Here is a 17119-nt window from a genome sequence, read left to right as displayed (position 1 = left end):
CAAATCGAAGGAAAATGCGAATGAACGGTTTTCAGAACATGATCTCGGGAAAGACAGCAGAGCTTAGCTCGAGTAAATTCATCAAGGCGGCTATTGCGGTCTTGCTGTCGCTTGCGCTTGCGATAACGCCTGGCCTGGCTTTTGCGACCGAAGGCGGTATGGTCAAAGAAGACTCTGTCCAGGAACAGGTTGATCAAACAACTAGCGCTGCAGAAGAGTCTTCTATCGAACAGGGCTCTGTTTCGCAGGAAGCGGACGCTGCTGTTGCAGAAGCAGGAGAGGTCGATGTTGCTACTGGAATCTCTACTGAGGCAACGCTAGGTTCTGAGAATGCGGAGTCGGCTAGCTCTGCTGACAGTGAAGCTGCGGTAGCCAGCGAAGGCGATCAAGCTTCAATCGAAGCTCAATCTATTACTACGCAATCAGGTGAAGGTGGCACTTTTGTTGGAGCTGATCACGCACCTGAGCATTCCGGTAATGCAAGTATGCCAATCAGCGTTGAGGCAAATTTTAGCGTAGATGGAGATGCTGTCCTGGTTAAGTTCGAGCTTGGTATTACCACCGGACCCAATACCGTTACATCTAAGGATTACACCTTTAAGATCGATGGTATCGACCTTAAGATCAATGGTGCGTATACGCCCGAGATCGAAGGATACAACACCTTTCTTCCTGCTGCCGATTATGGAATAAATGGTAAAGCAAGCCAATGGTATAGGCTTAAAGCCGCCGGTGACTACCGTGTACGAGTTACAGCCAGAAAGAACGGATCTAGCGCAGAAAGCTACGTAAATGCATATTTTAGAATTACGTCTGGCACTAACGTCTCTACGCTTGATGCCAAGATCCAGGCGATCGCCGATGAATGCAAGAAGCGTACGAACCTTTATGAAAAGGTGCTGTACGCGCACGATTACATCATCAATACGCTGAAGGTCAAGGAAGCATCGAACACTCGCTATGTAGGCGCTACGGCAGTTCTGTTCTACGAAACGGGTACGAGCCAAAGCTTCGCTCAGGCCATGAACCTTATCCTCAGCAAAGCGGGCGTCAATAATCGCGTGGTAACTGCTGATGGTAGATCATGGAATCTGGTCACGGTCGATGGTGGCCAGAATATGCATGTTGACGTGGCAGCCGATAGCTCTCGCGATGCCAATTGGAATCATCTGTTCTTCGGCGTGACCGACGCACAGATGAAGAAGCTCCATAGTGGCTTTAGCCCCATTTCGGGCATGACCGCAACTAACTATAAGCTCAATTACTACATGGCAAAATCAGGCGTGACCAACGCGATGCCTACGTGGAGTGCTTCTTTGAAGAGCACGATCGCCAATCAAGTGAGGAGCGGCAAGATCTCTTTCGAGCTCACTGCTGCGAATTATGTCGGTAATGCCCTGAAGACAGATCCTGCTACGTACATCATCATGTGCGATAACGCAGCGAAGTACTTGGCAGAGGCTTCCAACAGTTCACCTTCTTCGTTTGGTGGGAAGGCTGTGCTGATCGATCTTTCCTACAATGCAACGCCACAGAAGAGCGTCTACAAGGTTTCTATCAAGAGCTTGAATTCGCCTTTGCTGGTGATCTCTGATCTTCGCGCGAGCTATGATGCGAACGGAAAGGCTCAGACGCCTGTTCCCACGCTCACGCTCAATGGCACGCGTTTGAAGAATGGTACGGACTTCACCATCACCTACAGCAACAACGTTAATCCTGGTACAGCAACCATGGTGATCAAGGGCAAGGGCTCTTACTCAGGCTCGATCACCAAGACTTTCAAGATCAACTCGACCCCACAGTATCCGATCAAGGTTACGGGCAAGTGGGTGAAGTCGGGTAGCCGTTGGTGGTTCTCCTATGACGCCACCACCAAGAAGGCCCAGAACAAGTCCTGGCCTTCGAACGAATGGGCCATGATCAACGGCAAGCGCTACTACTTCGACGGTTCTGGTTGGATGAAGGCTAATTGGCTGCAGCTCAACAGTAAGTGGTATTGGCTTGGTTCCGATGGCGCGATGAAGACTGGTTGGAAGAAGATCAAGGGCACATGGTACTACATGGCCAGCGATGGCGTTATGCAGAATACCAAGCAGACGATCGGTGGCAAGACCTACAACTTCAAATCCTCTGGCGCTATGATCACGGGCTGGAGCAAAGAAGGAACTGGCTGGTGGTATTACACCTCATCTGGCGCCATGAAGACTGGCTGGCAGAAGCTGAAGGGCAAGTGGTACTACCTCGATCCAAGCGACAATGGCCGTATGCGCACTGGCTGGCTCACAACAGGTGGCCAGACCTACTGGCTTCAGGGTTCAGGTGCCATGATCACGGGTTGGGGCGAACTTGCCGGTAATTGGTATTACTTCAACAAGTCTGGCTACATGCAGAAGAACAAGTGGATCAGCGGCAAGTACTATGTTGGCTCCGATGGTGTGATGGCCAAGAATACTTGGGTCGACAACAAGTGGTATGTGGACGGTAACGGCAAGTGGGTCGCAACCGCGTAAAGCTGGTCACCGCGAATCTAGGTAGGACGTTTATGATGAACGAGTTGCAACATATGATTCGAAGCTTCAAGAGCGAGCGCATGATGCGTGCATATCAAGCTGTGCTCGCATGCATGATCGCATTCACCCTTGCGTTCACGCCAGGGCTGGCGTTCGCTACGGCCGAAGGCGTGCAGGGGTCAGAGACGGCAAGCGCCGAAGAGCTTGCGACCGATATCTTAACCGATGATCAGGCTGCTGAAACAGACGACCAAGAGAACATTCTATTTTTGAAAAGCGGTCTCAGTGCTACCGAAGAACCCTCTGAAGGTGTAGACGATTCAGATGAGCCGAATGCTTCTGCATACGAGATAATTGATGGTATGTTTTGCGGCGAAAATCAAAATTACGATAAGTTCAAGTCGCTTTCTGACTACGAAAAAGCATTCACGGCGCACGAATTCATGATGTCATTGGATGCTGTATATAACCCCACAAACACTGACACAAGCTTGAGTTCTATTTTTAACGATCCAGCGAAAGGCAAGGGAACTAGCAGCCAAGTTTTTCACTCGATTTTTGCTTACTTACTGATTCAGATGGGGATTTCCGATAATGATGTAAGAAAGGTTGAAGCTGGTGGACAGGCGTGGACGCTCGTTCGACTTGAAGGTCAATGGACCCATATAGATGTAGCTATTGACAAGGCTAACGCCCCTCGTGGATTTAAGTATCTATGCTTCGGTCTTACGGATGAGCAAATCAAGTTTGTTCATAAAGATTACTCAGTCGATAAGGACCGTCAAGCAAGGTCACTTGTCAATAACTACTATTATTACTCAAGAAATGGCGTAGAGCTTCAAACTTGGGCCGATATAGTACAAGAGCGTATTACGAAGGAGTCTTTTTCTGGAAAGGCATCTTATACTGTTGAAGCACCTCCTGTTAGTGAGAATATTTCCGTTTATATCGATAGTCCAGAAAACCTAATCTATTCACAGACAGCGGCACTTTTGACAGATCAGACATTTGATGGCGTTAAGGCATCGGTATCATATGGGAGTTCTGTATTCACTGTGTCAATTATCAGAGATATTAGCGCTGCATTTGGTAGTCTGACAATTGCGAATCGGACGTTTACGGGACAGAGCCTGAAGCCAATTTTGAGACCTAACCGAACAGATCTCAATCTAGTTGAAGACGTGGATTATGTTCTATCTTACAAAAGAAAAAGCGACTCTGCTTCATTGAATAGCGTTCCTTGGCAAGCAGGCGAATACATTGTAACTATCTCAGGCATCGGGAATTGGGAAGGTAGCATTACTAAGTCATACACCATAACTCCTGCCCCAATGACCACCGTTGAAATAAAAAGTGGCTTTAGCAGCAATGTAAGCTACACTGGAAGACCAATAACGCAAGAAGGCATTTCCCTAAAGCTTGACACATACGAAAACGGAAAAGTGGTCCATTCGTACACTTTGACTTCGAACGATTTTTATATTGCAGGGTACACAAATCAGACAGGCCCAGGGGCTGCTTCAATCATCCTCAAAAGCAAGAGCAGTAATTTTTCAGGAGAAAAGAGAATAGCGTTCTACATTAATGGAAGCTCCCAAAGCGGCTCTTCGAATGGCTCGTCGAACTCGGGCTCTAATGCGCCTAATTCGAGCACGGCTAACAATGGTGCAACTAATGTGACCACGCAATCTGCTCCTCAAGCGCCAACCGTAACGGGTACGTGGAAGAAGTCAGGCGGCAAGTGGTGGTTCGCTTACGATTCGAAGACCACCAAAGCCCAGGATAAGTCGTATCCATCCAACGAATGGGTCATCATCAAGGGCAAGCGTTATCACTTCGACAGCCGTGGCTATATGAACACGAAATGGTTCTCGTATAACGGCAAGTGGTACTGGCTTGGCAGCGATGGTGCCATGAAGACGGGTTGGCAGAAGTCAGGCAGCAAGTGGTATTACATGGCAAGCGATGGCATCATGCAGACAGGCAAGAAGAACATCGGCAATGCCACGTATTATCTTGATGCGAAATCGGGTGCCATGAAGACAGGCTGGAACAAAGAAGGTTCTGTCTGGTATCACTACAAATCATCGGGAGCCATGACCAAAGGCTGGCTCAAGTCTAGTGGTAAGTGGTATTACATGGCCAGCAATGGAGCTATGCAAACTAGCAAGCAGACCATCAGCGGGAAGACCTATAACTTCAACGCTTCAGGTGTGATGATCACAGGCTGGAGCAAGGAGAGCGGTACCTATTACCATTATGGTTCTTCTGGTGCTATGACCAAAGGCTGGGTCAAGAGCGGAAAGAAATGGTATTACATGGATACGTCCACGGGTGCCATGAAGACCGCATGGCTCGACTTGAGCGGAAAGCGCTACTTCCTTGATCCCGCTAATGGCGACATGCTAACGGGCTGGAACAAGATAACCACCACCATGAGCGGACAGGCCACGAGCAACTTCTACTATTTCAATAGCTCGGGCGTGCTTCAGAAGAACAAGTGGGTGGGCAATTATTATGTTGGCTCTGAGGGCAAGATGCTCACTAACACTTGGATCGGAAATTATCACGTCAACGCTAATGGCCTTTGGGATGCCACACGAAAATAAGAGCAGAGGACTGGCAAGGAATCAACTTTGATGAACAAGACGCAAGAACTGAACAAGCACTGGTTAAGATGGGCGATGGGCGTAGCTTTGGCTGCGCTCTTGTTCGCGTTCGTTCCAGCAGTGGCTTCCGCTGCTGAAGAAGAGGCGGGCACTGATATTTCTGCGCAGGCGGATATCACTACGCAGGCAGCTACCTCTATTGCGAATGCAGAGATCCATTGGGAAAACGGCAGTGACCCTGTTGAATATACGGGTAAGACCGCGCCCAAGAATTTCGATCTCTATGTCAAAGTGAATGGCGAGACGAAGAAGCTCGTTAAGGGCGTTGATTACACCTTCGATCTTCAAAATGGCGTTGGTCCTGGTACGGCAACCTATGTGTGCACAGGCAAAGGCAATTTCACTGGCACCATAAAAGCGGTCTACCAGATCAAGGTTAACCTGTCTCATGCTACTATCGCAGGTTTGTCCTCTCAGGCCTATGCTTATAAAGGTGGCGCGCAGGTAAAGCCAGCCGTTAGCGTCAAGGTTGGTAATTACACGGTTCCGTCCAATGCGTACACCGTTCAGTATTCGAACAACACCAGTCCTGGTACGGCTACGGTCACTATTCGCCCGACGAACGAGAGCAGCATTTGTTCCAGCTTCGCGGTGCGCACGTTCAAGATCGCGTCTTCGGGCGGCATCAGCGACAGCTCGAACAACAGCGCTTCGAATGGATCAAGTTCGTCATCACCTTCGACTGTTTCTACGAACACCCCGACAGCCGCTCCTAGTGTAGGAGGCACCTGGCGCAAGTCGGGTGGTAAATGGTGGTTCTCTTACAATTCGAGCACCGCAGCTGCTCAGAAGAAATCTTACCCTGCAAGCCAGTGGGTCACCATTGGTGGCAAGCGCTACTTCTTTGACTCCGCAGGTTGGATGCGTACAGGTTGGCTAGAGCAGGGTGACGATTGGTATTACCTTGCATCGAGCGGTGCTATGAAGACTGGCTGGGTCAAGAGCGGCAAGAAATGGTATTACATGGGCAGCAACGGCAAGATGCTGCGCGGCAAGCAGACCATCGGTGGCACCAAATATTACTTGAACGATTCGTCGGGTGCGATGGTCACTGGCTGGAACAAAGAAGGAATGTATTGGTGGCACTATAAGTCCTCTGGCGCGATGACCAAAGGATGGCTCAAGAGTGGTGGCAAGTGGTACTACCTCGATCCTTCCTCCGATGGCCAGATGCGCATGGGCTTCTACAACGTAGGCAACGCGCGCTATTACTCCAACAGCGATGGCGTGATGCTCACGGGTTGGCGCTTTCTGAACAATAATTGGTATTACTTCAAGAGCTCTGGCGCTATGTCCAAGGGCTGGACCAAGGTTGGGAAGAAGTGGTTCTACACGAACCCTTCCACTGGCATCATGGAAAAGGGCTGGAAGACCATCGGCGGCAAGACCTATAATCTCAGCACCAGCAACGGCGCGATGTTCACAGGCTGGGCTCAGCTTGACAGCAAGTGGTATTACTTCGGCTCCGATGGCGCGCGCAAAGCAGGCTGGCAGAAGGTTGGCGGCAAGTGGTATTACTTGAACTCCTCAACAGGCATGATGCAGACTGGCTGGCTTACGCTCAGTGGTAAGCGTTACTACCTCAATTCCAGCGGCGCTATGGTCACAGGCTGGGTAAGCCTCAACAACGATTTCTATAACTTCAACAAGTCTGGCGTCATGCAGAAGAGCAAGTGGGTAGGCAATTACTACCTCGAATCTGATGGCAAGATGGCCAAGAATAAGTGGATCGGTAACTACCACGTGGACAAGAACGGAAAATGGGATCAGACGCGCTAGGGCGCGCGCCTAGGAGATGCGAACCGCGATGACGAACACGTTGCAGAACATACGAGCGAAGGGGAGCGCCAGCCAGCGTGCGAGTGCTGCCTTCGTATGCGCGCTGCTGGCGTTCGTTCTTGCGTTCGTTGTGGCACCGAACTTCGCGTGGGCAGAACCTGAGGCAGCCGAAAGCAGCACAGCAAGTGGCGCTATCGTAACTGCTGATAACGAGGTTAGAGTTCAAGCAAAGGTGACCTCGTATTCCTCCACGACGCTTTCTGCAGCGGTCACCTACGACAACGATTTCGAAAGTGAAAAGCCAACCAAGTTCACCTACCACGTTTCAGGAAACACGAAGCCATATCTTCTCTACAAGCTCAATGCTCTTAGCATAGAAACCTCGAACGGGTGGGAACCTGTTGTTGATTCGACCCGAGGAAAATTTGGCGAAGGCTATAGCGATCTCGACTATTTCGAAGATACGTTCTATACGCCTGGAAACTACAAGCTTTCGTTCTTGGTCATGCCCTATAGCGTGAATAGCGATGGGACCAAATCGTTTGATTCCTATGTTCGATTCGAGATCCCCTTTACAGTGCCCGCCACAGCTGACATGAAGAGCGTTGAGACGATCGTTGCGGAAGTTGCCGATCAGTGCAAGAAGGAATGCGCTGCCAAAGGCGATACGAGCCAGTACGCCTACGCGCTTTGGCTGAATGATTGGCTGGTCGACAATACTGACTACGATAATTCGCTCATGTATTGCAGTGCAGAGTCGGCATTGAACCGCCATTTGGCTACGTGTGAGGGTTATCACGAGGCATACGTCAAGCTGCTGAACAAGGTTGGTATCGAAACGCGTCGCGTGGATTCTCAGGGTGATTTTCACGTATGGACGGGCGCAAAGCTCGATGGCACGTGGTACAACATCGATACGACCTGGAATGATTCCAGCAGCTCCAATCAACAAGGTCTTGATCTGAAGCGCCTTTATTTCGCATTGCCTACCAGTGTCATGGAAAAGGTGCACACGAAATGGGACGGAAATTATGCGGTAGGTTTTCAGAATAGAGCTGCTTTCGATGCGGACGCTTATGCTGACAATTATTTCATCAAGTCGGGCGAGATCACACAATTCGCCAAGCCCTATCTTGAGGATACGAGTGGCGTCTATAGCGTTAAGGCTAAACTTGCTGCCAAAGAGACCTCATTCGAGCTTCCGCCCGTGAACGCTTCTTGGCCTGATAACTATAAGAATGTCGTCTATGCTTTGGTTGCTCATCAGATCCAAGAGCATGATTGGGACAATAACGTTAAGGTTGCGGCTGCTTACGATAACAATGCGATAACCTGCCAAGCAGCGTATTCGCTCGAAGGCGCAGAGGTTTCTGCTATCGAGGCGGTGACCTTCAATGGTAAGGCGTTCGAGCCAAAGCCCACGGTGACGCTCGATGGCAAGCGCCTCGTGGCCGACACCGACTATAAGCTCACCTATTCCAACAATATCGAAGCCAGCACGGCGTCCAAGCCTGCTGTGGTGACCATCACGGGCATGGGCGACTATTCGGGCACCATTACGAAGACCTTCACCATCAAGCAACTTGATCTGAGCTTGGTTGCCATTGATGGACTTGCTTATCCATGGTCGCAGAAGACCTATACGGGCAGCGCGATAACGCCCACCCCAGCAGTGCGCACTGGTGACGGCGTATTACCTACGAACGACTACACCTACGTGTACAGCAATAATATCAATGTGGGTAAAGCGACCATCACCATCATGCCCACGAATGCAAACTGCACCGGATCGAAGAGTTCGACTTTCGACATCGTGGCGCAGTCGATCGACAAGGTGACCATCTCTGCTCCTGCAGTTACCTATAACGGCAAAGCGCAGCGCCCTGTTGTGGTGAAGGACGGATCGCGCACCTTGAAAGAGGGCACAGACTACACCATCACCTATTCGAACAACGTGAATGTTGGTACTGCTCAGGCAACCATCAAGGGCATCAATAACTACAACGGCTCGAAGACCGTTTCGTTCGCCATCAATCAAGCATCGAGCTCAAGTTCAAGTTCTGGCGGTTCTTCGAGCGGCGGAGCTGCAACACCGCCGGCGGCATCGAGCCCTTCAGGCAGCAATAGCGCCGTAGTCCCAACGCAGCCAACCCCCGTGACCACGCAAGCTCAGCCAAGCGCGAAACCTGTAACGGGAACCTGGAAGAAGTCGGGCGGTAAATGGTGGTTCGCTTATGACGCCAAGACTCAAGCCGCACAGAGCAAGCCGTGGCCCAAGAATGAATGGGTGGTCATCAGCGGCAAGCGCTACTACTTCGACGGCTCTGGCTATATGAAGACCAAGTGGCTGCAGTCGGGTGGCAAATGGTACTGGCTCGGCACCGATGGCGCGATGAAGACGGGCTGGATCAAGAGCGGTAGCAAGTGGTATTACCTGGCCAGCGACGGCATCATGCAAACGGGCAAGAAGACCATCAGTGGCCAGACGTACTATCTCAATACCTCTAATGGCGCGATGAAGACGGGCTGGAACAAAGAAGGTTCTGGTTGGTATTACTACAAGTCGTCTGGTGTCATGGCTAAGGGTTGGGCGAAGGTAGGAAGCAAATGGTACTACCTCGATCCATCCAATGGCCTGATGCGCACGGGCTTCTATAAGGTTGGCAACACGTGGTATTACTCGAACGGGTCGGGCGCCATGCTCACCAAATGGCAGAAGATCAGCGGGAAGTATTACTATTTCAATGGCTCAGGTGCCATGCAATACAACAAGTGGATCGGCAACTACTATGTTGGCTCTGACGGCGTGATGGCCACCAACACATGGATCGGCAAATATCACGTGAACGCGAGCGGCAAGTGGGACCGCACCAGATAGCGCCGTTGGTTGTTCGGTCGCGCGGTCTTTTCGTGAAGGCGCACAGTCTCCCTATATAATGCTTGTACGTATGAATAACTTAAACGCAGCACAGATTACGAAAGAGGACGTTTTGGAACGCACCAGTTTTTCTTCTTCGCTCATTCGAGTTTTCCTTTCGATCGTACTGATAGTCTCTCTTATGCCGGCGGTTTCGCAGCCAGCTTTTGCTGATGATGTTGAAACGGCCGACCCTGCTGTTGCTTCGCAGGTCGAAGACGCTGGCAGCAATGAAGCGCTCGATGCGGAGAAGGGCGGTTCGGGGGAGAGCAGCTTTCAAGAATCTGAAGCGGCAGCTGTTGCAACTCAGTCCGATGAGCAGCCTGAAGCAAGGTCGCTCGGATTCGTGTATTTTGGCGATCCTGACATCATCGCAGGCGGCGATCAACAGATCGCGGTGGCTGTCGATGATGATTTGAGTGTCTCTTCGGCTACGTTGACCTATGAAGATCCGCAGGGTACCAGGCACGAAGTAGTCTCTGAAAAGTGCGCCGATGCGGCAGCTTTGTTCACCATCCAGACCGAAGGTCCTGGGGTCTATCGTCTTATCGAGATGAAGGCCAACGTTAAGACCACGGCGGGCGATACGCTTGCTGTAGTGGTCGATCTTGCCAAAGAAGGGGACAACTGCTCTTTCGAAGCGGCGGCAGATATGGGCATGACGTTGAGCACTCAGTCCGAAGACGAGGCAGTCGATGAAGACGGCATGACCGTGTACGCGCTCAATGCAGCGGGCGAAATGGAAGAGGCTGAAGACCTGGAAGCTGCTGCGGCTATCGTTGGCGGCATCAGCACGCAGGCAGAAAAGCCTGCTGGTAAATTCGTCATCGCGCTCGACCCGGGCCATGGTGGCTCTGACCCAGGAGCTGGCGGCAGCACGGGTCTCAAGGAAGCGAATGTTACCTACAAGATCGCACAGGCTTGCAAGACCGAACTCGATAAGTACGCGGATGTGGAAGCGTACATTACGCGCGGCCAGAATGAATACGTTGGCCTTACCGAGCGCGTTGATCGTGCGATCGCCAAGGGCGCGAAGGTGTTCGTCAGTCTTCACATCAATTCTGCATCCGCGACCAGCGCAAAGGGCGCTGAGGTTTGGTATCCCAATAGCAGCAGCTACAACAAAGACGCTCATGTTACTGGTAAGGAACTGAGCCAGAACATCTTGAACCAATTGGTTGCGCTCGGCCTTTCGAACCGTGGCATCAAGACCAAAGACTCTGCGAACGGAAGTAAGTATTCCGATGGCAGTGTTGCCGATTATTACACGGTGATCAATTCTGCGCGTCAACGTGGCATTCCGGGCATCATCGTCGAGCATGCTTTCATCTCGAACCCTGACGAAGAGAAGAAGCTTGCCGATGATTCCTTCTTGAAGAAGCTGGGTGTGGCTGACGCCACAGGCATTGCGAAGACCTATGGCCTGGTGAAGGGCGAATGGGAAAAGGACGAGAACGGCAACTATCAGTTCATCCAGTCAGATGGCACCTATGCAAAAGGTCAGTGGGTGACCGAAGCTGGCAAGCAGTACTGGATCGATGAGAATGGCATCATGGCCACAGGCGTCCAGAACGTGAACGGAACATTCTATTATTTCAATGATTCTGGCGCGAAGACCTCCAAGACGGGCTGGCAGCAGATCGGCTCTACGTGGTACTACCTGAAGGCAGGTATCGCGCAGACGGGCTGGCTCAAGACTGGCGGCAAGTGGTATTGGCTCGATAAGAGCACTGCGAAGATGGCTACCGGCTGGACCAGTGTTGATGGCAAGAAATACTTCCTGAACAGCTCAGGCGCTATGCGCGGTGCTGGCTGGTTCAATGATGGCGGTACTTGGTACTGGATCACCAACTCTGGCGCAGCGGCCACTGGCTGGGCAAAGGTGAAGGGCACGTGGTATTGGCTCGATCGCGATACCGCGAAGATGGCCACTGGCTGGGTAACGGTCGATGGCAAGCAGTACTTCTTGAATGCTTCTGGCGCTATGCGTGGTGCGGGTTGGTTCAACAACGGTGGTTCATGGTACTGGATCACCAGCTCGGGCGCAGCGGCCACCGGCTGGGTAAAGGTGAAGGGCAAGTGGTATTGGCTTGACCGCGATACCGCGAAGATGACCACTGGCTGGGTAACGGTCGATGGCAAGAAATACTTCCTGAACAGCTCTGGCGCTATGCGCGGTACTGGCTGGTTCAAGGAGAGCAATCAATGGTATTGGATCACCAGCTCTGGTGCAGCGGCCACTGGCTGGGCGAAGGTGAAGAACAAGTGGTATTACCTTGACCCCGCTACCGCAGCTATGGAGACGGGTTGGACCAAAGTGAATGACACTTGGTATTACCTCAACACCGCTAATGGCGATATGAAAACGGGTTGGCTCAGCTTGGGCGGCACCTGGTATTACCTCAATGGTTCAGGCGCGATGCTCACGGGCTGGCAGACTATCAGTGGCAAGAAGTACTACTTCGATGAGAACGGCAAGATGTATACGGGCCAGCACATCATCGACGATGAGCCCTGCTTCTTCGAATTGTCGGGTGCCTTCGTAGGCCATGGCACTCCGATCATGGGTGCATCCCAGGTAGATGCTGCCAAGATGGCGCAGGCTTATGTTGCGGCTGGCTATACGTATCCAGCCGCCGATCTGGGTGCTGGCGGTGCGGCGACCATTCAAGATTTCTGCAAGATGATCGAAGAAGAGGCTAAAGCCGAAGGCGTGCGCGCTGAAGTGGTTTGGTCCCAGATCATGCTCGAAACAGGTTGGCTGCGTTTTGGCGGCGATGTGAAGATCGGCCAGTTCAACTTCGCAGGCATTGGCGCAACGGGCGGCGGAGAGCCTGGCAATTCGTTCCCCGATGTTCGTACGGGTATTCGTGCAGAGGTTCAGCATTTGAAGCGCTATGCCAGCACTGAGCCACTGAATCAGGCGAAGGTCGACCCGCGCTATGATCTGATTCCCGTAAATGCACGCGGTAAGAGCAAGTTGGTCGAATGGTTGGGCATTCCTACTAATCCGTTTGGCACTGGTTGGGCTGCGGATGCGAACTATGGAACCAAGCTCACTACCATCATGAAAGAGAAGCTCGGCTGCCAGTAGAACGCAGACCTCGATCCTTCGCGAATTATTAGGATTTCATCTGCGATTCCGTTTCGTTGGTGTATTACAATTTATTCCTCATTCTTAGTCTGTTCTACTCCAAGAGAAGATGGTGGTTCGATCATGTCCCAAAACGTAGAAGGTTCGCAGCGTTCGTTCTTCAGTGCTGCTGCGGGTGTTATCCTGTCAGCTTTGGTCGCGCTTCTTTGTATGGGCGCTGCCACACAGTTCGCCTACGCGGACGAATCTGAAGGGGCTTCTTCTGCTACCACCGTGCTTGCCGAAGATGATGAGGATGCTGCTGCTTCAGCAACAGTCGATCAAGATGACAACGCCGATGCAGCGGACTTAGCGGATTCGAAGACCGATACCGCTACTAGCGGCACCTCAGGTGCTACCACGGGTTCGTCTACCGCAACCGAGAATAAGCCTGCAACCGAGACTCCTGCCCCTGCTCAGGCAGTGAAGCCTGAGAAGAAGCCCACTAAGGCTGGCTGGATGCAGGACACTGATGGCACCTGGTATTACTTTGCGAACGTGAACGCTAAGCCCGCCACTGGTTGGGTGAAGTCGGGTGGCAAATGGTACTGGATGCAGCCCGATAAGAACGGTGCCATGGCCACCAATACGTGGATCACCGATCAGGGTAAGCGCTACTACCTGAACGCCAGTGGCGTGATGGTGAAGGGCTGGGTGAAGATCGGCAACGACTGGTACTACACCAACAAATCAGGCGCTCAAGTGACTGGCGGCTGGATCAAGTCTGGCCGGTCTTGGTACTGGCTCCAGGCCGACAAGCAGGGCCTGATGGCGAAGAACGAGTGGATCACCGATAAGGGTAAGCGTTACTACCTCACGGGTTCTGGCGCTATGAAGACTGGTTGGATCCTGATGGGCAATGATTGGTATTATGCCAACAAGTCGGGCGCTCAGATTTCCAGCGGCTGGGTGAAGTCGGGCCGTTCCTGGTATTGGATGCAATCTGACAAGCAGGGCCTGATGGCGAAGAACGAGTGGATCACCGATAAGAACAAGCAATACTACCTTACTGGCTCAGGCGCCATGAAGACTGGCTGGGTGCAGAACGGTTCGGACTGGTACTACACCAACAAATCTGGTGCACGGGTGAACAATGGCTGGGTGAAGTCGGGCAGCAAATGGTACTGGCTCCAGGGCGACAAGCAAGGCTTGATGTTCGCAAATGACTTCAAGACCATCAACAATATGAAGTACTCATTCGCAAGCGATGGTGCTATGCGTGCGAATTGCAAGATCGATCTGGGCGACAATGTGGTTGGTTACGCTGCTGGCTCGGGCGCCATCACGCGCATCGGCGAGAATAGAGATGGCAAGCTGGTGCTAACCAATGCAGCAGGTCAGACGCTTTCAGGCTGGCAGAAGCTTGCGGGTAAGTGGTTCTATGGCGAAGCAGGCACGGGCATCGCTCAGACTGGTTGGCTGAAGCTGGGAAGCACCTGGTATTACTTCGATAGCAATGCGGCAATGGTAACGGGTACCTATACCATCAACGGTAAAGCGAACATCTTTACCGCTTCGGGCAAGTGGATCGGCGCCGACAACATGGCAACGAAGGCTCAGGGCTATTCGAGTGGTACGGGATATTTGATCTTGGTCGATCGTAGTCTGCATCGTGTGGGCGTATTCAGCGGCTCGAAGGGCCATTGGAACCGTATCATGTCGTTCTCGTGCGTTACGGGCGCGCCAGGTTCGCCTACCATCACGGGCACGTTCCGCACTACAGGTATGAAGCGCATGACGCTCAGCACCGATAGCCGTGCGCATTGGTGCACGCAGATCAGTGGCGGTTACTTCTTCCACACCATCCTCGCGTCCAATAGCGAACTGGGCAACAGCCTTTCACACGGTTGCCTGCGCTTGGCCGTTTCTGACGCGCAGTGGATCTACAACCACATTGGTGCTGGCACCACGGTGGTCATCTACAACTAACTGTCCAATTCGGACTGTGTCCCAACTGGACACTCAAGCCCTTCGTGTCCTGGCGGAGGGCTTTTTCTTTGCTCGCCCCTTGAAACGTTCGCGCAAAGCGGGGCAGCTTCCTTCTGCCCCCTGCCAGTCGGACACTTGGGGGACAGGTCCCAAACTGTCCGGGACAAAAACGGACCCGTCCCCAAAGTGTCCGGGACAGATTAGGGACAGGTCTAGCAGAAGTGCGCGCTGCTCCCCTTGACGAATCATAGAATCACTCGCAATACAATGCTTGTTTTCATCTTTTTGCATGTTAGCCTGGTATTAAGAAGAAAACGCGACACATGAAAGAGGTGGTTGGATGCAGAATTCATCTAATGACGCAGTAACGCTCGGCGAGCTCTCGAAGCGCGCAGTCGTTGCATTGGCCACGGTGCTCTTGGCGCTGTGCTGCTCGGTCTTCGTTGCTTCTCAGGCATTTGCTGACGAAGTAGTTGGCGGAGGCGACACGAACGCTGGACAGACCGAGACCGATGGTGACGGCGAAGGCACCGATACTGACGACAGCAACGGCTCGACTGAGGGTAACGGCACTACCGACGGCACCGAAGGTGACGGTAATGAAACCGGCAACGGTACCGATGGCGAGACTGGCAACGGCAACAGCGATGGTAATCAGGCTGGCGGCGACAATGGCAACTCTGACGATAAGACCGATGAGGGCAACAAAGACGACGCCAACAAAGACGACAACGCCGACAAGGACGATGCCGCAGATAAGGACGACACCACTACTACTCCCGCCAAGAAGGGTGAGTGGGTGCACGATTCCAAGGGTTGGTGGTATAAGTACACCGACAATACTTGGCCTAAGGACGAAGCCCTTACCATCGATGGCAAGACCTATCACTTCGGCAAAGATGGCTACATGCTCACGGGCTGGGTCGCTTCTGGCGATGACTGGTACTACTGCAAGACTTCTGGCGCTCAAGTGAACGACGCTTGGCAGAAGGTCAAGAACAAGTGGTACTACTTCGGCGAAGACGGCCTCATGGCTAAGGGCATGAAGGAAGTCAAGGGCAAGACCTATTATCTCGACCCCAAGAATGGCAACATGAAGACCGGTTGGGTCGAACTGGGTGATAACTGGTATTACTTCAACACCCCCAATGGCGATATGAAGGTCAATGGTTGGGTGAAGAGCAAGAACAAGTGGTACCTGTTGAGCGAGGACGGCGTGATGCTCACGGGCATGCAGACCGTCAAGAATTCCCAGTACTTCCTTGATGAAAAGACCGGTGCAATGAAGACTGGTTGGATCAAGGTAGACAATAAGTGGTACTACGCTGAAGATTCTGGCGCTTTCCATAAGGGCTGGAAGCAGGTCAAGGGCAAGTGGTACATCATGGGTACCGACTATGCTATGCAGACTGGTTGGTATGAAGATGCCAAGGGTAAGAAGTATTACCTGGACACCAAGAATGGCGATATGAAGACCGGTTGGGTCAAGGTTGCTGACATCTGGTATTACTTCAATGCTCCTAACGGTGACATGAAGACTGGCTGGCTGAAGAGCAAGGGCTCCTGGTATTATCTCGATCCTACTGACGGCAAGATGCAGACTGGCTTCTATGACGTTAAGGGCAAGACCTATTACTCCGTTGAGTCGGGCGCTATGAAGACTGGTTGGATCCAGGATCCAAAGAATGTCTGGTACTATGCGAACCCTAATGGCGACCTGAAGAAGAACGATTGGGTCCTGTCTAAGTCTGTTTGGTATTGGATGGGCGAAGACGGCAAGATGGTCACCGACAAGTGGATCGTTGACGACGGTAAGGATTACTACCTCGACAAGGATGGTAAGTGGGTAAAGGACCAGAAGAAGCCTGCTGCTTCTGAGGATGACAAGCCTGCATCTGGCACCACCGACGACAACAAGGACAACACCACTACTGGTGGCAATAACGGTACCACTACCGGCGGCGATAACGGCACCACGACTGGTGGAAACGCTGGTGGTACCACAGGTGACAACACTGAGTCAGGCAACACCGGGGACAACAACGGTGAAGACGGCGATGACAACAGTGAAGGATCCGAAGGCAATGAAGGCGAAGGCAGCGAAGGTGAAGGCACCGGTAATGGTGACGGAACTGGCGATGGTGACGGCGACGGCGACACTGAACCTGAAGAAGGCGAATAA

At 52.2% G+C, this 17119-nt stretch carries 7 protein-coding genes; all 7 read left to right on the top strand.

Translation table 11 applies throughout. The features are described from left to right. Positions 1-20: 20 nt before the first annotated feature. The 7 genes from NFR25_RS02875 (at position 21) to NFR25_RS02845 (ending at position 17119) form a co-directional block, all read left to right on the top strand. Positions 21-2510, top strand: a complete 2490-nt coding sequence (locus NFR25_RS02875) for an N-acetylmuramoyl-L-alanine amidase family protein (protein ID WP_251197746.1) — start codon at positions 21-23, stop codon at positions 2508-2510. A gap of 1676 nt (positions 2511-4186) precedes the next feature. After that, positions 4187-5119, top strand: a complete 933-nt coding sequence (locus NFR25_RS02870; RefSeq protein ID WP_251197745.1) for a PspC-like choline-binding domain-containing protein — start codon at positions 4187-4189, stop codon at positions 5117-5119. Between the two features lie 30 nt (positions 5120-5149). Further along, entirely contained in the window at positions 5150-6958 is a 1809-nt protein-coding gene (locus tag NFR25_RS02865) for a hypothetical protein (protein WP_251197744.1), read from the top strand. 28 nt (positions 6959-6986) lie between these two features. Beyond that, positions 6987-9836, top strand: a complete 2850-nt coding sequence (locus NFR25_RS02860; RefSeq protein ID WP_251197743.1) for a transglutaminase domain-containing protein — start codon at positions 6987-6989, stop codon at positions 9834-9836. 112 nt (positions 9837-9948) lie between these two features. After that, on the top strand, positions 9949-12969 hold the full coding sequence (locus NFR25_RS02855) for an N-acetylmuramoyl-L-alanine amidase (RefSeq protein WP_251197742.1): 3021 nt from the start codon (positions 9949-9951) through the stop codon (positions 12967-12969). Between the two features lie 123 nt (positions 12970-13092). Continuing rightward, positions 13093-14937 carry a L,D-transpeptidase family protein gene (locus NFR25_RS02850; RefSeq protein ID WP_251197741.1) on the top strand — a complete coding sequence of 615 codons (1845 nt, stop codon included), beginning with the start codon at positions 13093-13095 and terminating at the stop codon, positions 14935-14937. A gap of 340 nt (positions 14938-15277) precedes the next feature. Then, a complete protein-coding gene (locus NFR25_RS02845) occupies positions 15278-17119 on the top strand; it encodes a hypothetical protein (RefSeq protein WP_251197740.1) in 1842 nt (613 codons plus the stop codon).

The organism is Anaerotardibacter muris, assembly GCF_943192915.1.
In the GTDB taxonomy this organism is placed as follows: domain Bacteria; phylum Actinomycetota; class Coriobacteriia; order Coriobacteriales; family Eggerthellaceae; genus Anaerotardibacter; species Anaerotardibacter muris.
Note: the sequence above shows the minus strand (reverse complement) of the source record. Positions and strands in the feature narration are given on the sequence as shown.